Below are 20,224 nucleotides of genomic sequence, written 5' to 3' on the forward strand. Positions count from 1 at the left end.
GGGCGGGACCAGCGTGCCCGTCAAGGAGGACGTGTTCTGCCAGCGCTCCGCCGCGGTGGAGCTGCCCTACACTGCCGGCAGGATAAGGCTGACCATCAACGGCATCCCCTTCGGCCCGGGCTACCCGGTGAAATAAACCCGGAGACGCGCCGGCCCATACTCCGCCGTCATCTCGGCGGAAATGGCATATGTCAAATGCAAAGCATTTGGCCATTTCCGGTAAGAGATCTTCGGGGGCACCATTTGCCCGTTTCATTGCTCCGGCAGAGCCGGAGGGGCAAATGGGGGGGCCGTAAAAGCGGGGCAACATACAAGCCCACCGGGACAAAAAAAGGGCCTTGCTTGCGGCGCAGAGCGCCGGCGCAAGGCGTATAATGTTATTCTCGTTCAGCCCTGTTTTATTCCTCTGCCCTATTCGACCACGAAATTGTGCCTGATGGTCATCACCAAAAAGGCGCAGAAGGCGGCGGCGAAAATGAGCAGGGCCAGGGCTCCGGCTATCTGCCACAGGAGCATGCATCTCCTGAAGCGCTCCGGGCTGTCGAAGCGGCGGCCCCGCCAGGCGGTCCTGCCTCCGGTGACGCCGGCCACTATGGACAAGACCCACAGGGCGGCGTGGCTGATGGCGTCCAGGCGAAAGACCAGCCATTTGTCCGAAAAGGGATTGTATGTGGACTGGTAGGAGGTCCAGCCTATGGCCGCCACGCATATCCACAGCAGGACGCACAGGGCCGGGCTGCGGTAGATGAGGGTCCACACCGGCGCCATGGCCAGTGCCCCCAGGTTGAAGCTGCGCATCCCCGGGGGCAGCTCTGCGTTGACGAGGCCGGAGCTGTTGCGAGGGTGTTCCTCCCCGTCGGGCTCCAGGGCGGCCACGGTGACGGTGGTCCGCTGCTTCCCCTCGGTCCGGGTGAGAGCAGCGTCCTTCCTGATCTTGCCGTCATAATACCACCTGAGGGTCTCCTCCCGGGAAAAGTTTTTCCTCAGGACCCCGTCGGCGGAATAAAAGCTGTAGCGGGTCTTCATATGAGAGGCTTGATGATAAAGCCGAACTCAAAGGCCTCGGGCTTCAGCACGTATTTTTCCTGCAGCATGGGTCCGCAGGAATGGGAGCCTATGCCCTGCTGTCTGTAGTCTATGTTCAGCACTATATCCTCCCGGGGCTCCAGCTCATAGGTATGCCGCGCCTTTTCCAGGTCCATGGCCGTGTAGCGATGGGCGGAGAACATAAAGGAAGGCTGGCCGTAGATGGCAAAGCCCTGATGGTGTATGTCGCAGATCTCCAGCCATTTCACGTCGCTGCGGGTGCCGTTTTCCTGGGGCATGATATAGTTGGTGAAGAGCCCGTCGGTATCCGACTCCCAGAGCCCGAAGCCGTTGGCTTCGTGAGAGTCGCAATAGGATTCGCCGGGGCCTCTGCCGTACCACTTGAAGCAGTCCAGCTCCGCCGGCAGGCAGGTGGTGACGCCTATCCTGGGCAGCCGGTCCGGCAGCTTGCCAAAGGGCTCTCCGGACACCCGCACCCTGATCTCGCCGTCGGAATTCACGTCATAGACGTAAGTACACCGGTAGCCGGAGTGATGCACCGGCGCCGCCACCGTGGTCCTGACCGTGACGGTGACCAGTTCTTCGTCGCCTTCCGCCTCGATGGACTCCACTCTGTGCTGCAGCTTGTCCCAGTGCAGGTCCAGCAGCTTCTTCATGGAGCCCCAGCCTCTGTCGTTGTCGGTGGAGGCCCGCCAGAAGTTCAGCTTCAGGGCGCCGCTGATCATGACCCTGCCGCCCACGGCGTAATAGTCCGGGCAGCCGTCGTATTTGGAAATGCCTATCTCAAAGTCGTTGCCCATGATCATATACTGCTCGTCGCTCTCCAGTATCTCCACGTCGCCGTTGCCGGCCGCAAAGGCCACGGGCTCCGCCTCCTGCAGGACGAACTGCTGCCAGGCCACGGTGTGGCCGGCCTTTGCCCACAGGGTGTCGGCTGCCAGCAGCAGCGAGACGGTCAGTACGTAGTTTTTGTCCCTGCGCAGCTTGGAGGGCGCGGTGTAGTCCAGAGTGAACTCGCAGGAGGACCGGGGAGCCGCGTCGGGCACCGGGCTGACGCCGGAATACACGGTCTCGCCGTCGCACTCCACCTTCCAGGTCATGAAGAGGTGGGACAGGTCCGAAAAGTCATATCTGTTCTCGCATCTGAAGAGCTTCTTCGAGAGGTCCACGGCATAGAGCTTCACCGGCTCTATCACCTTTTTGTATTCGATGGCGCCGGGGGAAGGAGTCCTGTCCGGGAACACCAGGCCGTCGCACACAAAGTTGCCGTCGTTGGGCGCGTCGCCAAAGTCTCCGCCGTAGGCGTAGTAGGGCTCGCCTTCTTCGGTGAATTCCAGCAGACCGTGGTCCACCCACTCCCAGATAAAGCCGCCCTGGAGCCGGTCGTATTTGTAAAACAGCTCCACGTAGTCCGTCAGCTCGCCGGGGCCGTTGCCCATGGCGTGGCAGTATTCGCACATGATAAAGGGCTTGTCCTCATAGCCTTCGGGGAAGCCGAATTTTTCCGCCGCTTCTCCCGTCAGCCCCTTGCCGATGCCTTCCACAAAGTCCACGGAGGGATACATGCGGCTGTACACGTCGGCGTATTCTATGTGATAGTCTCCCTCATAATGTATGGGGATGTCCGGGCATATGGCCTTGGCCGCCCTGACCATGGCCTGCTGATTGACGCCGGTGCCCGACTCGTTGCCCAGGGAGAAGAGGATCACCGAAGGGTGATTTTTGTCTCTGTGGACCATGCGCTCCATCCTGTCCACGTAGGCGTTCTGCCACTCGGGGTCGTCGGACAGGTTGAACTCCGACTCGGTGTAGGGGATGGCAAAAAAGACTCCGTGGGCCTCCAGATCGCATTCGTCTATGAGATACAGGCCGTACCGGTCGCACAGCTCCAGCCAGCGGGGATCGTTGGAATAGTGGGAGGTCCTGACGGCGTTGACGTTCAGGCGCTTCATGAGCAGGATGTCTTCCTTCATCATATCCTCGGTCAGCGCCCTGCCGGTGATGGGGTTGATCTCATGCCTGTTCACGCCCTTGAAGATCACGGGCGCGCCGTTGACCAGCAGATTGCCGCCCTTCAGCTCCACCTGCCGGAAGCCTATCCGGAAGGGCACCGCCTCTATGAGGGCCCCTCCCCTGTCCAGCAGGCTGATGACCAGAGTGTAGAGGGCGGGGTTCTCCGCAGACCATTTTTCCGGCGAACTGACCTCCGTCTGCCAGCTGTCCGCAGGGTCCGTCTCCTCGCTGGTCACCAGGGCGCCGTCCCTGTCAAAGAGCTCAAAGACCACCCGGCCTGCTCCCTCGCCCCTGACGTCGTAGTCCACAGTCAGGGCGGCGTTGTCATAGCTGCCGTCAAACCCGGTCGTGATATGGGCGTCCCACAGGCAGGTGTCCCGGCGGTAGATGAGATACACGTCTCTGAATATGCCCGACAGCCACCACATATCCTGGTCTTCCACGTAGGACCCGTCGGACCACTGAAAGACCTGCACGGTGATGTTGTTTTCGCCGGGAGCCACATAGTCGGTGACGTCAAACTCGGCGGGGATCCGGCTTCCCTTGGAAAAGCCGACGCTGATGCCGTTTACCCACAGATAAAAGGCGCTGTCCACCCCTTCAAAGCGCAGATACAGCTTCTCAAAATCGTTCTCATAATCCACGGTAAAGCTGCGCTTGTAAAAGCAGACCGGGTTGTCCGTGGGGACCCTGGGAGGATCCAGGGGGAAGGGATACATGACGTTGGTGTAGTGAGGCTTGTAGCCCGTGTCCTCCATCTGCCAGCTGGAAGGGACCGTGAGCTTTTCCCAGCCCAGATCCTCGTCGCCGCAGCCGCAATCGCAGTCGCAGTCAGGCTCATCGGCCTCGTCCCCCGCCGCGGGGTCCGCAGCGGTGATCCGCCGGAGGGTCTCCTCGCCCACCAGTCCGGGCGAGTCGAAAAACAGTACGTCCCAGACTCCGTTGAGGCTGCGCACCCGGTCGGAGGGACGGTCGTAAAGGGCGTCCTCCACCGAGCCGTAGGGATAGTACCGGCTGCGGGGTTCCAGCCGGTTCAGGCCCGTGATTTGGGGATTTTCATAATCTTTCATAGCATTTCTCCAAAATATTTATGCTCTTATTGTATTCTTTCCATAAGGGCCTCCGCCGTCCGCGACACGGTGGCGGAGGGGTCGCCGAGGGCCCTGCCGACCCGTTCCTTCGCATCCGGCAGGCCCAGATTGCAGGCCACGCACAGGGCGTTGCGCCTCACCCTGTTCCGGCCTATCCACAAAAAGGGATACCGGCCTCTCACCCGGGCGTATTCCTCCCGGGACAGGTCTATCCAGTATTCCAGAGGCGGCATGGGCGTCACCCGGGGGGTCCGGCGATACATGACGCAGCCCGTCTGGCAGTCGTCGCAGCCGTAGAGCCGGGCGCCTATCCTCTCGGTCTCTTCCCGGGAAAAGGGCCCGCCCTTCTGGGTGATGTGGCTGACGCACAGCTCTCTCCTGAAGCCCCCCGCCAAAGCGGGACAGGCGCTGCAGGGGGTGCCGGGACAGCCTCCCTCCGGACAGCGCCGAAGGGGAGCCGGCCCGGGAGGGTCACCGGGAGGGTCCTCCGAGACCACCTCTCCCAGATAGGGAAAGGCCTCCATGCTGTCGCTCCACAGCAGGCCGTTCCGGGCCACGAAGCCCAGGCCCGCCCGGGCGGCCAGCTCCTTTTCGCTGAAGGGAACGTGGTCGCACAGGACGGCGCCGGCAGCCGCGGCGCGGCAGGCCTCCGTTACCTGTCCGTGATAGTCGGGAGCCAGCCCGGAAAAGGCCACGCTGTATTCCCGGTCCGTCACCAGGGGCTCGAGCCTCACCGCCACGCATATCAGCGACCGGCAGCCGGGAAAGGCTTCCCGCAGCCCGGGAGGCAGCGGCGCGGACCGGCGTTCGGTCATTTCAGGGCTCCCGCGCAGACCAGCAGCCCTTCCGCCGCGGTGAAATACCGGGCGGCCATCTCCGACACCTTTTCCGGAGTGGCGGCGCTGTAATATTCGGCTATCTTCCAGGGGAAGTCCGCGCCCAGGCCCCTCAGCTCGCCGGTCTCGAGAGCGGCGCACATGCCCGCATTCACCGACAGCAGCCTTTTTTCCCTGCCCGTGATATGGTTGACGGCAGAGACCACCTCTTCTTCGGCGGCTCCCTCCCGCCGGAACAGGTCTATGGCTCCCAGCAGCTTGTCCAGAGCCTCCTCCAGCTTGTCCGGATGAGTGCCGAAGGAGCAGGTCCACACGTTGTCCAGCAGATAGCCCGAAAAGGCGCTGCCTATGCCGTAGGCCAGCCCCGACTCCTCCCTGATCAGGCTTCCCAGCCTGCTGCCTATGGAGCCGCCTCCCAGTATGTGATCGGCGATGCTCAGGGCGGCGTAATCCGGGTGCAGCTTGGAGATGTCCACCGGATAGCCAAACACCACCCTCACCTCGGACCTGCCCTCCATGGGCAGCGATATCCGGGTAAAGGGGCACCGCCGGCGGCCCTCCACGGAGGGCAGGGGCTCCCGGGGAAAGCCGGGCTTCCGCCAATCGCCGAAATACTTCTCCGCCAGCCGGAAGGCTTCCTCCGGCTCTATGTCGCCGCAGAGGACCAGAGTAAAGCTGTCCGGGCGCAGCAGCCGCTGCCGGACCCTTTCCACGTCAGCCCTCCCGCAGGCTCGGATGCGCTCCTCCGCCTCGTCGGGCAGACAGGCGTAACGGGGGTCCCCCGGGGGCACTGCCAGGTGATAGAAGCGGTTGGCCGCCATATACCCGGGCAGGGCCCTGTTGTAGCCCAGCTCCGCCAGGGCTTCCTTTCTGACCTTCTCCAGCTCCTCCCCGGGGAACACGGGCCTCCTGACCGCCTCGGACAGCGCCGACAGCAGCAGGGGCGCGTCGCCCGCCAGGCATTTGCCCGACACCTTGATGAGCTCGGAGGAACGGGCAAATTCCAGCTCGGCTCCCGCGTCCTCCAGCATCCCCGCCGTTTCCCGGGCCGAATAGTTTTCGCTGCCCCGCAGGAGCAGCTGGGCCATCAGCGCTGCGGCGTATTTGTCCCCGGCGGAGCCGCCGGTAAAGTGGCCCGTCAGGGCTATGGACGGGGAAGAAGAGCGCTGCATGGCTATCACCGTCATGCCGTTGTCCAGCGCCCGTCTGGCGGGACGGGTGTCCGGCGCAGCCGCCGGCGGCTCGGCGGCGGGGGCCTCCGGCTCCGGCAGCAGCCGGGGAGCCGGGACGGACACGAAGCTCCCCGCCCCGGAGCCGCTCCGGGCCACGGTGAGATTGGTCTCGTCCAGATAGGTCTTCGCCACCCGGGTCACGTCCTCGGGCGTCACGGAATACAGCTTGTCAAAGGAGCTGTCGAACCGGCGCCAGCCTCCCGTCACCTGGGCAAAGCCCAGAGTCTCCCCCAGGCCCACAAAGGACGCGTTGTCATAGATGATGTCCGCGCCGGTGCGCAGAATGGCCTTTTCGATCTCTTCGGGAGTCACGGAGCCCCGCTTCACGGCCTCCGCCTCCCGCAGCAGAGCCTCCGTCAGCGCCTCCGGCGGCGTCCCCGGCTTGCCCTCGGCTCCCACGTTGAACAGGGAGGGCATGAGCCTGGTCTCCGGGGAAGCCCACACGTCGGTGGCAGGACCCGCGTCCACCAGGGACCGGTAGAGCCTGCCGGTCATGCCGTAGCCCAGGATATAGCCCAGTATGGACAGGGGCTCCGCGTCGGGATGATTCATGTCGGGGATGTGATAGCCCATTTCCACCATGTGGCACTCGGGGTCCCAGTAGAGGACGCAGTCCGTCCTGCCCTTCTGGACCGGCTCCGCGACCCGGCGCCTTTCCGGCCGGGGAGCGGCGGCCACGCCGCCGAAATATTTTTCCGCCAGTCCGAGAGCGCGGGCCTCGTCCGTGTCCCCCACCAGCACCAGGGCGGCGTTGGAGGGCGTATAATATCTGTCAAAAAAGCTCCGGAGCCCCTCGGGCGTCATGCTCTCCAGGTCCTCCCGGCGGCCTATGACCGGCCGGCCGTAGGGGCTGACAGAGTAGGCCTTCCGCAGCATCAGCCTGTAGAGGCTGCCGGCCGGGTCGTCCTCCTCCCCTTCCATCTCCGACAGCACTATCCCCAGCTCCTTTTTGAGCTCATCCTCCCGGAACAGGGGGAAAAACCTGCCGCCCATGCCCGCCAGAGCCAGCTCAAGGCTCTCGGAGGGCAGGGCCGTCCAGTAGTAGGTGTAGTCGTGGCCGGTGGCGGCGTTTTCGGCGCCTCCCGCCAGCCTCAGCCGCCTCGTCAGCTCCCCGTCGGGAAAATCCCGGGTGCTCCTGAAGAGGAGATGCTCTATGAGATGAGCCGCCCCCCAGAGGCCCTCGGGCTCGTCGGCGGCTCCCGCCGCAAACCAGAGCTGACAGGTGACGAGAGGGGCCGACCGGTCCTCCTTGAGGAGCACCGTCAGGCCGTTGTCCAGGGTGAATTCCTTAGTGCCCGCAGTGACAGAGAACCGTCTTTTCATTTGCCACTGTGCTCGGCATGGTCGTCTATTTCTTTTTCCGCCTTGTCCAGCATCCTGCCCATATCGGAGTATTCCTTGCCGGTGGAGGCCTCGTCTCTGAGGTAGCCTCCCATCTCCTTCACCGCCGCCTTCATGGAGCCGGGGTCGTTCATGTCGATGGACCTGAACTTGGCGTCCAGCCGGTCCAGCACCTCCGTGTGGGACTTGTAGGGACGGAACATGGATATGACGAGGCCGGTCTCCCCGGACCCGCAATGGGGACAGGGATGGGGCTCGTCTCTCCGGGAAGCGGAGAGCAGCAGAGTAAACTTTTTGCCGCAGCCGGCGCAGCGATATTCATATACAGGCATATGCGCACCTCTAACCTTCTATGGAATCAAGTATGTTGTCGTCCAGGCCTTCGTATCTGGAAGCAAAGGAACGGCGCTCGCTGCGCACCTCCGCCACCAGCATGTCTATGCGGCTCTGGTCGTAATGGGCGTCCAGGTCGTAGCGGGACAGGTCCACCCCCTCTATGGAAGCGGGCACGTCGCACATCCAGTTCGGGTCCTCCTTCCAGGTCACGGAGCCCCTCAGGACCCCCAGTATGACGGCGCTGATCTCCGGTATGGAGATGCGGGTCACCTTGCGCCGGACCCTTCTGCCGCCGTCAAGCCCCGTGTCCACCAGCTCCCCCACTCCGCCGTTGTTGAGCATGTAGCACTCTATGGCGGGATTGGCCCTGAGCTTGGAGTAAAAGGTGTTGATCCGGTCCCGGGACTTGCCCATCCCCACGGCCACCGCGGACACGCCGCCCCGGCCGTCCAGCTTGCCTATCTCGCTGCCCACGGCGTCAAAGGGGTCCGTGAGCATATAGGCCACCGCCGCCTGCTCGCAGCTCAGGCGGGACAGTATGGGGATCACCGTAAAATTTTTGGTCATAAAGAAAAACACGGTCCTGTCCAGCTGCGAGGGCGGGGGCAGGTTGATGGAGCCGCCGCAGCCGGGCATGGCGCTCCTGGGGACCACGCAGTGGCCGTTGCCCGTGACCGTCTTGTCGTCATACCACACGTCGCCCCGGTAGTCCACCGCCACGTTTTCCATGATGGCCTCGGGGGAATTGGCCGCCTCCCACAATATGGGCTGCGACACCCCGGAGAGCTTGTCCGTGCGGAAATAAAAGCCGTTTTCGGTGCCCGCCATGACCCCGTCGCTCTGCCAGAACACCAGGTCGTCCTGCAGGATGCCGGCGCTGCCTCCCAGCCGGCCCACCCCGTGATCGTGACAGGCGTGGGTGGTCTTGCCCGTGGAGGATATGCCGAAAAACACCACCCCCACGTTTTTCATCTCACCGCCGGCATCCGGGACCCTCACCAGCTTGGTGGCGGCGTGAAAGCCCGGGTCGGGATTGGAGGCCACGGCCATGCGCAGAAAAGCGTTTTTTATCTCGCCGTAATAGTCGGAGCCCAGGATGACGGTCACGCCTATTTCCCTGAACACCAGCACCTGCCTGTCCTTTTCGGGCCACTCGGGGACCGCCACCACCGTCAGGGACGGCTCCCGGCCCCGGGGCGGAAAGGTCATGCGGGAAAACATATAGTTCAGACGGGCCCCTGCGGGACTGCACATTGAAACGAACAGCCGGCAGGAGGCTCCGAAGCCGGCTCCGCTGCCCAGCTCGCCGTCGGTGTAGCCCAGAGGACACCTGCCCAGATAGCCGAAGAGCTCCCCCAGAGTCTTTTCCAGGGTGGCTCCTATGTCCTTTTTCTTCTGGGTGGCGTAGCTCATCTCCTCCATGCCCGTGTCTATATACACCGTCTGGGCGGTGGACAGCACCTTCAGGGAAGAGATAAAGTTCACCCCGCCCGACCGCGTCCGGACCCCAAAGGGGACAGCCAGGGCCCCGGCTTCCTCCCCGGAGAGAGGCGCGGAGTTGGGCATGCGGTGCAGGCCGGCGACAAATACTGAGACCTTGCCTATAAGGCCGGATATATTCATACTTCACCATCGTTCAGCTTGATATACATCTATATTATAGCACAAACACTCTCCTTTTATATTGTCCGCCGGCGAAAAGTCCCCGGGGGGAAAAGAGCCCCGGCCCGGGCGGAGAACGCCCCTTGCGGGGGGACGCAAAAAAAATTTTTGAAAAAAACTCTTATTTGCTTGACAAGTCCTCGCCCGGTCTTTTATAATAGAATTGGCATAAAGCCAATGCCTCATGAATCTGAAAGAGATATGGGGATATGCCCAAAGCCAAAAATCTACACTTTTCAAGGAGAAACAAATGAAGAAGATCGTTGTTTCCATCATTGCTCTCGCGCTCGTACTCAGCGCTATGGCAGCCATGGCTCAGGACAAGAGCTACACCATCACCCCCAAGCTCGCTTACGGCTACGTCGTTGACGGCGACAGCAGAGACGAGTCCGGCAACGCTATGGGTATCCTCGTCGAGGGTCAGTTCGAGAACATTCCCGTCGGCTTCGAGACCGGCTACCTGTTCAACGACAAGCGCCATTCCATCCTGGGCGTTGACTACAAGTACAAGGGTCATCAGCTTCCCATCATGGCCACCTACAACCAGGCCTTCACCCCTGACAATCCCTTCTACTTCAAGGTAGGCGCCGGCATTTCCATCAACGAATACAAGGACAAGGTCGTTGGCGCCGGTGCTATCAGAATTTCTGAGAGAAAGACCCGCTTCGCTTTCAAGGCTGGCGTTGGCTACAAGTTCGCCGATACTTTCTGCGCCGAGCTCACCTATGCCGACTATGGCAAGTGCCCCAACTTTGACATCAAGACCGGTCAGATCCAGCTGGCCCTTGGCTACAGCTTCTAATAAAGTCACATCGAAGACTCCGGACTTCCGGAGTCTTTTTTTTGGAACTCCCGGGCCCGGCGGGGCCGTCTAACAGTATATACAAGGAGCAGATCATGAAAAAGACCCTTATTTGCGCCCTGCTGATACTCGTCCTGTCTGCGGCGGCATGGGCGGACAAGATATACTACCACTGCCCTCTGAGGGGCGCCGTCATAGTCAAGAGCTTTTACAACAGCGCCGCCTTCAGCTACAGGACCAAGTGTCCCCGCTGCGGCCACATGGGGTCCTCCGACCACAAGGTGTCCGGCACCAACGGCGCCACCACCGGCACCTACGTCTGCCCCCGCTGCGGCTCCACAGTGAGCCTCTTTATACGCAACGAGACCCTGGCCCCCACGGTCCCCGAGGACTGCTTTGAGGTGTTTTATCACGCCGTCCTTCAGGGAGGCGTCGTCACCCTGCAGCAGCCCTTTGCTCCGGACTTCTATTACAGATACTCCTGCTCCCATTGCGGCAGGCTCAGCGACGACGAGTATTACGCCTCCTCCCCGGGAGGTCTCACGGAATACAAATACGACTGTCCCCGCTGCCGGCGCACAAGCGGCATCCGGATCCTGACCTACAGCCGCAGCCTGGAGGGCAGGGATCTCTCCATGGTCTATTCCCACTGCGCCGTCACGGGAGCCATCATCACCGAATACGACCCCTTCAGCGCAGAATACGGCTACAGGGAATTGTGCCGGAACTGCGGCGCCCTGAAGACCGGCACCCTCAGGCACTCGGCCCGGTCGGGAGAATACAAGTACAGCTTCGTCTGCTCCCGTTGCCGGAAAAAGCAGGAAGTCCTGATAGTCAGCTATACGGAATGATGAAGCTGCTTCGCGCGATAGCCCTGCTGCTGCCCGTCCTCCTGTGCCGGGCGGCCTTTGCCGACGTCATCTACAGCCATATGCCCTTGCAGGGGGCTGTGGTCACCTGCAGCATGCCCTTTGACAGCCAGTTCAGCTGGAGGGCCCGCTGCGACGTCTGCGGCTGGATATCCCGGGACGTACACAACGATTTCGGCACCTCGGGCATATCCCGCCACGCCTTCACCTGCCCGGACTGCGGCGTCCGCCGGGAGTCCGTGTTCGTCAATTCGACCCGCTCCGTCAAGGCTCCCGAGGTGGGAGCGAGCGTGTATTTTCACTCCGCCGACGGGTGCATCATCACCGAAGATAACCCCTTTGACACCCAGTTCGGCTACCGGGTCCGCTGCGGAGGCTGCGGCGCCCTCTCCGGCACCTTTTCCTCCTTTGGCTCCTCCGGCAGCTCTCAGCGCAGCTACACCTGCTCCAAATGCGGGCACAGGCAGAGCTACGCCCTGCAGCACTATACCGGCAGGATCCGGGACCTGTCCACCCTGTACAGCCACTGCGCCATAACGGGGGCGGTCATCACGGAAATGAACCCCTTTGACAGCCAGTTCAGCTACGCGCCCGTGTGCGCCGGCTGCGGCTTCAGGGGCTCCCGGACAAGCACCTTCGGCACCTCCGGCGCCTCGGAGCGCAGCTGGTCCTGCCCCAAATGCGGACACCGGCAGAAGATACTGCTGGAAAACTGGTCAAAACGCCGGTAAACCATTGGCGCAGAGCGCACACAGGCGGGAGATACGATCTCCCGCCTGTATTTTCCGCCTTCTTTATCTTTCCTGCACTGCCGTCCCGAACGCGGTCAGGCTCACCAGTCCCGGAGTGATCCCGGGGGGCGCGCCGAGTATCCTCAGCCGGACCCCATAGGCTTTTGCAGGCTCCGTCTCCCGGTAGTCGATGGAGAGATCCTCCGTGTTGTCCGACGCGTCCACCAGCGTCTTCCACGTTCCGAACCCCGGGTCCGGAGCATATTCCACCACGTAGCGGAACGGGCCGGGCAGGATCCCCCGCAGGGTCTCCATGCCGATATCCCGCCAGATCAGCCGGACGGCGCGGATCCGGAACCGGGTGGCTCTCCCCGACTGGCCCAGGGAAAAGGTGATGGCGGGCTCCGGGTCGCCCTCCGCCGGCTGCCACCACGTCAGCACGCTGTAGTCGGAGGCGTATATGGGTTCCCTTCCCGGCGCATGGGTCGTAGCCGTGGGACGCTGCATGAAGGTCAGGGGGAGCCATCCGGCGCCGTTTCCCAGTTCCGGCCGGGACAACACCCCCGGCGCAAACTGGGGCGTCTCCGTGACGGCGGGACAAAAGAGTTCCCCGTCCTCGTCCATCCCCACCGGATCCATGCCGATCCGACGCTCGAACATATGGTGGAAACAGAAGAGGCAGGTGTAAAACGTCCACAGAGTCCCGCCCGGCCCCTCAACGAGGCAGCCGTGTCCCGCTCCGCGGACCAGACCGTCGGTCTTCCGGGTCAGAGGATCGTGTCTCTTCTGGGGGCGGAAGCCCGAGAGCGGCCCCTCGCCGGATATGGCGATCCCGCTGGCGTAGGTGCCGTATTCGGTCCCGGAGCCGGAGTAGAGCAGATAATATCGACTTCCGATCTTCTTCATCCACTGTCCTTCCACCCAGCCCATCCGGGTGTTCTCGTTGTATTCCCCCGTCCGCTGCCAGGGGACGGAGGGATCGAAGCGGTTGAGGATGACGGGCTCGCCCAGCATCCGCCAGGGCCGTTCGGGATCCATTTCCACGCCGGCAGTGCCCGTCACGGCTTCCACGTCTTCCCCGTTTTCCGGCGCGGCGCTGTGGGTCCAATACATGTAGAGCCGGTCCCCTTCCGCCAGGAAGCAGGGATCGCAGACGGGGCTGACATTGCCGCGGGCGTCGGTGATCTCACCGCAGACCGTAAAGGGGCCCAGAGGGCTGTCCGAGACCCAGAGCTCCCTGACGTTATTTCCGGTGAGATACCACCTGCCGCGAAACTTCACGACGGCGGGACTGTATTTCAGGTGCGGAACGCCGATCTCCACCCGCTTCCAATGAAGGAAGTCCTCCGACACCCAGGCGACGGCGTAGGAGGGATAGAGGATCCACTTTCCCTCGTCATACACCACGCTGGGATCCGCCACAGACCGGTAGTCGGGACAGCCCGGGGGATCGCCGTTTGTCAGGCCCGTGTCCAGCCGGCGGCCGGAAGGGATGTCCGGGATCGAAAGGGGATTGCAGTAGGTTGTCTGGTTCACTTTTTTGCCTCTCATCAACAGTGTATATACTCATTATACCCCCGCGGGGACGGAAAAGCAACCGGCTTTCGGGCAGAAACACGCGCCGGCAGAGCCGATGACAGGACGGCCCGCGGTCAGCGGCAGACGTTCTGACCACGGCCTCCTCCGGGATCTCTGCCCGACAGCAGACTTTGCCGTTTTTTTGCGGGTTTTTGCCGGAAGACGGCCCGCCCCTTTTTTTTGCGCGCCGATTTATAGTATAATAAAATTGATAATATTCTTTTTTGGGATGACACATGAATAAAATAACTCCGCGGGCGATAATCCTGTCGCTCATCTTTATGCCCTTTCATATCTATCTGATATTTGAAAGCGAGCTGGTCCTGTATCATTCCCAGATCACCTGTTTTCCACTGTTTTACACATCGGTGTTCATTCTGCTCGTGCTGTGTCTGGGCAACCTGCTCCTGAAGAAGCTGTGCCCCTCCAAAGCCCTGACGAGAGCGGAGCTCATCACCATATACGCGGCGTCCAACATCAGCGTGGTCTGGGTGAGCCATGACTTTATGCAGGTCCTCATCAACGGGATGTGCTACGGCATGCGCTACGCCACCGCGGAAAACAACTGGTTCAACCTCATCATCAACCGGGCCCCCGACTGGGCCATCATCAAGAACAAGGCGGCGGTGGACGCCTTTTATCTGGGCAACGAAGACTTTTTCCAGTGGAAATACGTGTCCGCCTGGCTCAGGCCCATGGCCTGCTGGAGCGGCTTTGTGCTGGTGATGTTTTACGTCATGCTGTGCATGAACACCATCCTCAGGCGCCAGTGGATAGAGAACGAAAAGCTGTCCTATCCCCTGACGGCCATCCCCGTGTCCATGACCGAAAACACCGAGGGCTTTTTCTCCAACAGGCTGCTCTACGTGGGCATATTCATCTCCATAGCCTTTTCGCTGCTGCAGGGCCTGTCGTCCGTCTTTCCTTCCTTCCCGGTCATGAGCTTCAGGGATATGAACGTCATCGACTACATAGTCAATCCGCCCTGGAACGCCATAGGCAACATGCCCATCAGGGTGTATCCCATCGTCATAGGCATTCTGTATCTGATACCCACCGACCTGTGCTTTTCGCTGTTCTTCTTCTATCTGCTCTTCAAGGCCGAATGCGTCTTCGGAGCGGTGGTGGGCATCAACACCATACCCTATTATCCCTTCCTGAAGGAGCAGTCCGCCGGCGCCATCATAGGCATATTCGTCTTCACCATATATTTCAGCCGGCATCACCTGCTGGACGTGGTCAGGACCGTGTTCTCGGGCCGGGAGGTGCCCAAAGACCCCGATGAGATCATGTCCTACAGAGGCGCCTTCTGGGGCATGCTCATAGGCATCGCCTGTATGATCATGTTTACCCGGGCCCTGGGAGCCGGCCTGCTGATGGCCGTCATACTCATCTGGGGCTACTTCATCACCTGCATATCCGTCAACAGGGTCCGGGCCGAGTCCGGCACCCCCAATCACGATATAGACTCCTCCGGCATAGTGGCCATGCTCAGGGTCAACGCGGGCAGCACCAATATGGGGCCCAAAAACATCATAGCCTCCGAGCTCAGCAGCTGGTACAACAGGTCCTTCCGGTCCAATATGATGCCCATACAGATGGAGACCATGTATATGACCCGCAGGGCGGGGATCAGGCAAAAAAGCGTGGCCCTCTTTATAGGCTTTATCACCATTGCCGGCATGTTCATAGGCATATCCCTTATGCTGTGGCTCTACTACAAGCTGGGCGCCGCCAACAGGATCAGCCGCGTGGCCAACATCTTCGGCTCAGAGATATACAATCAGATCAATTCCCAGCTGAAAAACGGCACCCTCCTGAGCTCCAACGGCGTCATAGCCATTGCCTGCGGCTTCGTGATCTATTCCCTGCTGGCCATAACGAGAGTCAAGATCATCGGCTTCCCCCTGCACCCGGTGGCCTACGCCATGAGCGGCTCCTGGTGTATCACCTACATCTGGCTCAGCGCCATCATAGCCTGGATCACCAAGACCGTGATACTGAGATACGGCGGCATGCGGGTCTTTCTGAAGGCCATGCCCCTGTTTTTGGGCCTGATACTGGGCGACTGCGTGGCCGGCACAGTGTGGTGTATCATCGCAGCCATCCTGGGCACGCCCACACACTCCATATTCCCATAAAAAAAGGAACGTACCATGAAAACACTCTATATGGTAGCCAATTCCCACATAGACCCCGTCTGGCTGTGGGACAAATACGAAGGCATAGACGAAGTGATCAACACCTTCCGGTCCGCCTGCGACCGGCTGGACGAGAATCCGGACCTGCGCTTTACCGCCAGCTCCATCATGTTTTACAAATGGACCAAAGAGCTGGCTCCCGACGTGTTTGCCCGGATCAAAAAGCACGTGGCGGAGGGCAGATGGGAAGCCGTGGGCAGATGGCTGGTGGAGCACGACGTGAACCTGCCTCTTGCGGAAAGCTTTGACAACTCCATCCGGATATCCACCGAGTTCACCCGGCAGGAATTCGGCGAAACGAGCCCCGTGGCCTACTGCCCGGACACCTTCGGCCATCCCGCCACGCTGCCCGAGATACTCTGGGACCGGGGCTTCAGATACTACGTGTTCTGCCGGCCCGAAGCTCACGAAAAGACCCTGCCCTCCAACCTCTTCTGGTGGGAGAGCGGCGGCAAAAGGATACTGTGCCTCAGGCTGAAATACCACTATTGCCAGGGGCGGAACCCGGACACCTCCCGCATCCGGGAGGTCCTCCATGACCCCGAAGTATATTTTGGAGACACGGGCTGCTTTTTCTTCGGCGTGGGCGACCACGGCGGCGGCCCCTCCAAAGAGGAGATAGCCGCCTACACCCGGCTCCGGGACGAGACCCGTGACGTGAATATCAGGTTCGGCACGTGTCTGGAGTTTTTCAAAGAGGCCGAACGGGTCCCCGGCCTGCCCACGGTCACGGGAGACCTGCACATGCACGCCATCGGCTGCTACTCGGTGAACCGCGTTCTCAAGGAAGGGGTGCGCAATTCGGAGAGGGCCCTCGGCTACACAGGCCGGGCGCTGGACGCCGCCGGCATGAAAAAGGACCTGTCGGGCCTGTGGGAAACGGTGGTCTTCAACGAGTTTCACGACATCCTGCCCGGCTCCTGCAGCCCCGCCGCCGCCCGGCAGGCGGTGATGGAGCTCAGCCGGGTCCGGTCGGAGGCTATGGATACGGCCTATACGGCCACCAAAAAGCTCTCCCGGCAGATACCGGTCAAATGCAGGGAAGGCGAATTCCGCATATTCAACTCCCTCCCCTTCCCGGTGAAGGCGCCCTTTGAAGTGGAAAGCTTTATGTATTACAGGGAAGGCGCCCCCTTTGTGCGGCAGGACGGCTCCGAGGTGCCCGTTCAGATGATCACTCCCTCGGTCTATTGCGCCAACAGGCGCTGGCTCTTCGTGGACGAGATACCCGCCCGGTCCATGGCCTGCTACGCCTTTGATTCGTCACGGCAGACCGACAGGCGGGAGGACTTCCGCTTTGGCGAAGGCGACGGCGTCAGCCTGGGCTCCATGGAGGCAAAGGGACTGAACCTCTATGCGGACGGACAGCCCCTGTTTGCCCGGCCTCTGTCCCTCACGGTGTACAAGGACGAGTCGGACGTCTGGTCCCACGGCATAGACGGCTATCACTACGGCACCGACGGCGAGTTTGCCATCACGGGCGTCACCCGCAGCGAGGGTGACCTGGCCTCCTTTGTCCTCTATCGTCTGGCCTGGAAGACCTCGGAAGCTGAGATACTCTTTGCTCTCTACAGGGACCTGCCCTGCGCCGACGTCAGGATACGCGTGCGCTGGACCGAAAAGCAAAAAGTGCTCAAATTGCTCCTGGCCCCCGCAGAGGACTACGATCATATCACCTGTCAGGGCGCCGGAGGCTGTATAGAGAAATACACGGTCCAAAAGGAGGAGCCTCTCCACGGCTGGATGCTGCTGGGCAAGCTGGGCCTGTGCCAAAAGGGAGCCTACGCCTTCAGCAGGGAAAACAGCCGGGATACCGCCATCACACTGGTGAGGAGCTCCATCTTCGGCTACGACCAGGGCTTCAGGCCGGACTACCACGGCCCCATACACCACACGGATATGGGCGAGCACGATTTTGCTCTGAGGATCTTCAGGGGACTGTCCCCGGAGGAGCTGGAGAGAGAAACGCAGATATTCACGGAGCCCTTCAGCGTCATCAGGGAAAACAACTGACAGACAAAGTGAAAAATGCGGTTTGCGCAAATGCAAACCGCATATTTATTTCCATGGAGGATAACGGGCTCGAACCGTTGACCTACTGCGTGCAAGGCAATCGCTCTCCCAACTGAGCTAATCCCCCGAATGGTGGGCCTAATTGGATTCGAACCAATGACCTCGCCCTTATCAGGGGCGCGCTCTAACCAACTGAGCTATAGGCCCTCACGGGAAATTCCCACCACTCATATTATACTCTATCGGCAGTCCCCTGTCAAGTCCTTTTCGGACTTTGCAAAAAAAAGCCCCCGCCCCGCCTATTGTATCCCGCCGCCGGCTGTGATATAATGAAACTAACGTACAGCATTTCGGAGGACGAGATGAACTATCTTTTAGGCATTGATATAGGCACTTCGGGCGCCAAGACTATATTGCTGGACACGGACAAGGGGCGTATAGCGGCCTCTTCCGTCAGAGAATACCCTTTGGACACCCCCAGGCCCCTGTGGGCCCAGCAGGAGCCGGAGGACTGGTGGCAGGCCGCCGTGGGCGGCATAGGAGACGTGCTGGCCCGGACCGGCGCGGCCCCCTCGGACATCAAGGCCGTGGGCCTCACGGGACAGATGCACTCCTCTGTGTTCCTGGACGAGCGCGACTGCTCCATACGCCCCGCCATCCTGTGGTGCGACCAGCGGACCGGAGACGAGTGCGGCCAGATAAACGACCTGATAGGCAAGGACAGGATAGTGGATATCACCTGCAATCCCATGCTCACGGGCTTTACCCTGCCAAAGCTCATATGGCTCAGGAACCACGAGCCGGAGAACTATGCCCGCATCCGCAAGGTGCTCCTGCCCAAGGACTACATACGCTTCAGGCTCACCGGGGAATACGCCACCGACGTGTCCGACGCTTCGGGCATGGGCGTCTTTGACGTGAGGCGCCGCTGCTGGTCCCGGGAGATCATGGAGGGCTGCGGCCTGCAGACAGAATGGTTTGGCCGGGTGTACGAGAGCCCCGAGACGAGCGGCAAAGTCTCCCGGGAGGCCTCCCTGCTGACAGGCCTGCCCGAAGGCATCCCCGTAGCCGCGGGAGCCGGCGACAACGCCGCCAGCGCCATAGGCAACGGCATAGTGGAGCCCGGCATGGTGTTCAACAGCCTGGGGACCTCGGGAGTGGTGTTTGCCTATGCCGACACCCCCGCCCTGGACAGCAGCCTGAGAGTCCACACCTTCTGCCACGCCGTGCCCGGCAAGTGGCACGTCATGGGAGTGATGCTCTCCGCCGGCGGCTCCCTGAGGTGGTACAGAGACACCTTCTGCCAGGAAGAAAAACGCCTGGCCGAGGAGACCGGCGAGGACGCCTACGACCTGATATCCCGTCAGGCCGCCGCTATCCCTCCCGGCAGCGAAGGGCTCCTGTTCCTGCCCTATCTCACCGGCGAGCGCTGCCCCTGGCCCGACCCCAACGCCCGGGGAGCCTTTGTGGGAGCTACCCTGAGCCACACCCGGGCCCACTTTGCCCGCAGCGTCTTTGAGGGCATCTCCTGCGGTCTCAACGACTCCTTTGAGATACTCAGGGAAATGAACGTGCCCATCAGCACCGTCATCGCCACCGGCGGCGGCGCCAAAAGCCCCTTCTTCCGGCAGGTGCTGGCAGACGTCACCGGCTACGAACACTGCACCCTGGTGAACGACGAGGGCCCCGGCTACGGAGCCGCCATACTGGCGGGAGCGGCAGCCGGCATATACGGCGACGTGCAGGAGGCCTCCAAAGCCAACGCCGTCATCGACAAACGGACCCCCGCCGACCCCGGCAGGCACGAGGAATACGCCAAATACGTCAGGGAGTACAAGGCCCTGTATCCGGCGCTCAGAGACACTTTTCTCGCCATCAGCCGCTTTTAGGCAAGGGCAAACGCCCCGGCAGACGCGCAGCGCCTGCCGGGGCCGTTTTGTCCCATTCCGCACCCCGCGTCATCCCGGCGGCAACACCCCGCGTCATCCCGGCGGCGGTCAAATACAGACGTCATCTCGGCGGTTTTTCCGTTAGGGAAAACCGGTAATTCGGGGCCCCCACGAATAAAGGTATTCGTGGGGTGAATAAGAGATCCCCTGTAATGGAAGGACAGACCCCGGGCAAAGATCATGCTCACCGCCGGGGAATAGTTGAGTATTGTCCCGTCGGGCTTGGTCCGTGGCTCGCGCCACACCCCGCGTCATCTCGGCCCAAATCGCATATGTGTAATGCGTCAGCATTACGCGATTTGGGGTAAGAGATCCACGGACGGGGCCCATTTGCCCTTACATTGCTCTGTCGCAGACAGAGAGGGCAAATGGGAGGGGCCGTATCGCGGGGCAATGAAAACACTCTTGTCATCCCGGCCAAAACGGCAATATGTCAAACGCCACCGGCGTTTGGCCGTTTTGGGGAAGGGATCGGGGTCCCCGGCGAAAAAGGTTTCGCCGGGGTGTAATTCGGGCGGGACCC

Annotated in this window: 13 protein-coding genes and 2 tRNA genes; 6 read left to right on the forward strand and 9 right to left on the reverse strand. The window is 61.4% G+C overall.

From position 1 onward, the window contains the following. Window positions 1–411: 411 nt before the first annotated feature. From IK083_03165 to IK083_03190, 6 genes are read right to left on the reverse strand one after another with little or no spacing between them, the layout of a single operon-like run. Window positions 412–1,026: a hypothetical protein gene (locus IK083_03165; GenBank protein MBR4748558.1), complete on the reverse strand. Its 615-nt coding sequence runs from the start codon at window positions 1,024–1,026 to the stop codon at window positions 412–414. Then, the gene (locus tag IK083_03170; protein ID MBR4748559.1) at window positions 1,023–4,130 is read right to left on the reverse strand and encodes a DUF4981 domain-containing protein; all 3,108 of its coding nucleotides are present in this window, start codon (window positions 4,128–4,130) and stop codon (window positions 1,023–1,025) included. The genes IK083_03165 and IK083_03170 overlap by 4 nt, the downstream gene beginning before the upstream one ends. Window positions 4,131–4,156: 26 nt before the next feature. After that, complete coding sequence (locus IK083_03175) at window positions 4,157–4,966, reverse strand: epoxyqueuosine reductase (GenBank protein ID MBR4748560.1); 810 nt, start codon at window positions 4,964–4,966, stop codon at window positions 4,157–4,159. After that, window positions 4,963–7,542 (reverse strand): insulinase family protein, encoded by a 2,580-nt coding sequence (locus IK083_03180; protein ID MBR4748561.1) that lies wholly within the window; start codon window positions 7,540–7,542, stop codon window positions 4,963–4,965. The genes IK083_03175 and IK083_03180 overlap by 4 nt, the downstream gene beginning before the upstream one ends. Beyond that, window positions 7,539–7,892, reverse strand: coding sequence for a zinc ribbon domain-containing protein (locus IK083_03185; GenBank protein ID MBR4748562.1), 354 nt, complete (start codon window positions 7,890–7,892; stop codon window positions 7,539–7,541). The genes IK083_03180 and IK083_03185 overlap by 4 nt, the downstream gene beginning before the upstream one ends. Before the next feature lie 10 nt (window positions 7,893–7,902). Next, on the reverse strand, window positions 7,903–9,519 hold the full coding sequence (locus IK083_03190; protein MBR4748563.1) for a phosphoenolpyruvate carboxykinase (ATP): 1,617 nt from the start codon (window positions 9,517–9,519) through the stop codon (window positions 7,903–7,905). 289 nt (window positions 9,520–9,808) lie between these two features. Between IK083_03190 and IK083_03195 the strand changes: the two genes are divergently transcribed. The 3 genes from IK083_03195 (at window position 9,809) to IK083_03205 (ending at window position 11,960) form a co-directional block, all read left to right on the forward strand. Beyond that, complete coding sequence (locus IK083_03195; GenBank protein ID MBR4748564.1) at window positions 9,809–10,360, forward strand: porin family protein; 552 nt, start codon at window positions 9,809–9,811, stop codon at window positions 10,358–10,360. A 95-nt stretch (window positions 10,361–10,455) separates the two neighbouring features. Beyond that, a complete protein-coding gene (locus IK083_03200) occupies window positions 10,456–11,211 on the forward strand; it encodes a hypothetical protein (GenBank protein ID MBR4748565.1) in 756 nt (251 codons plus the stop codon). Continuing rightward, on the forward strand, window positions 11,208–11,960 hold the full coding sequence (locus IK083_03205) for a hypothetical protein (protein MBR4748566.1): 753 nt from the start codon (window positions 11,208–11,210) through the stop codon (window positions 11,958–11,960). Before IK083_03200 ends, IK083_03205 begins: the two co-directional genes overlap by 4 nt. Window positions 11,961–12,023: 63 nt before the next feature. Here IK083_03205 and IK083_03210 read toward each other — a convergent pair whose 3' ends face one another. After that, window positions 12,024–13,496 (reverse strand): family 43 glycosylhydrolase, encoded by a 1,473-nt coding sequence (locus IK083_03210; GenBank protein MBR4748567.1) that lies wholly within the window; start codon window positions 13,494–13,496, stop codon window positions 12,024–12,026. 323 nt (window positions 13,497–13,819) lie between these two features. Here IK083_03210 and IK083_03215 point away from each other — a divergent pair, with 323 nt between their 5' ends. Then, window positions 13,820–15,679, forward strand: coding sequence for a hypothetical protein (locus tag IK083_03215; GenBank protein MBR4748568.1), 1,860 nt, complete (start codon window positions 13,820–13,822; stop codon window positions 15,677–15,679). 15 nt (window positions 15,680–15,694) lie between these two features. After that, window positions 15,695–17,752 (forward strand): hypothetical protein, encoded by a 2,058-nt coding sequence (locus tag IK083_03220; protein MBR4748569.1) that lies wholly within the window; start codon window positions 15,695–15,697, stop codon window positions 17,750–17,752. Window positions 17,753–17,806: 54 nt separating this feature from the next. Here IK083_03220 and IK083_03225 read toward each other — a convergent pair. Both IK083_03225 and IK083_03230 read right to left on the reverse strand, forming a co-directional pair. Next, window positions 17,807–17,879 (reverse strand) — tRNA-Ala (locus IK083_03225). Window positions 17,880–17,882: 3 nt separating this feature from the next. Continuing rightward, window positions 17,883–17,959 (reverse strand) — tRNA-Ile (locus tag IK083_03230). A gap of 155 nt (window positions 17,960–18,114) precedes the next feature. Between IK083_03230 and xylB the strand changes: the two genes are divergently transcribed. Beyond that, a complete protein-coding gene (gene xylB / locus IK083_03235; GenBank protein MBR4748570.1) occupies window positions 18,115–19,641 on the forward strand; it encodes a xylulokinase in 1,527 nt (508 codons plus the stop codon). Window positions 19,642–20,224 lie beyond the last annotated feature (583 nt).

It is taken from the genome of Abditibacteriota bacterium, from assembly GCA_017552965.1.
In the GTDB taxonomy this organism is placed as follows: Bacteria; Armatimonadota; UBA5829; order UBA5829; family UBA5829; genus RGIG7931.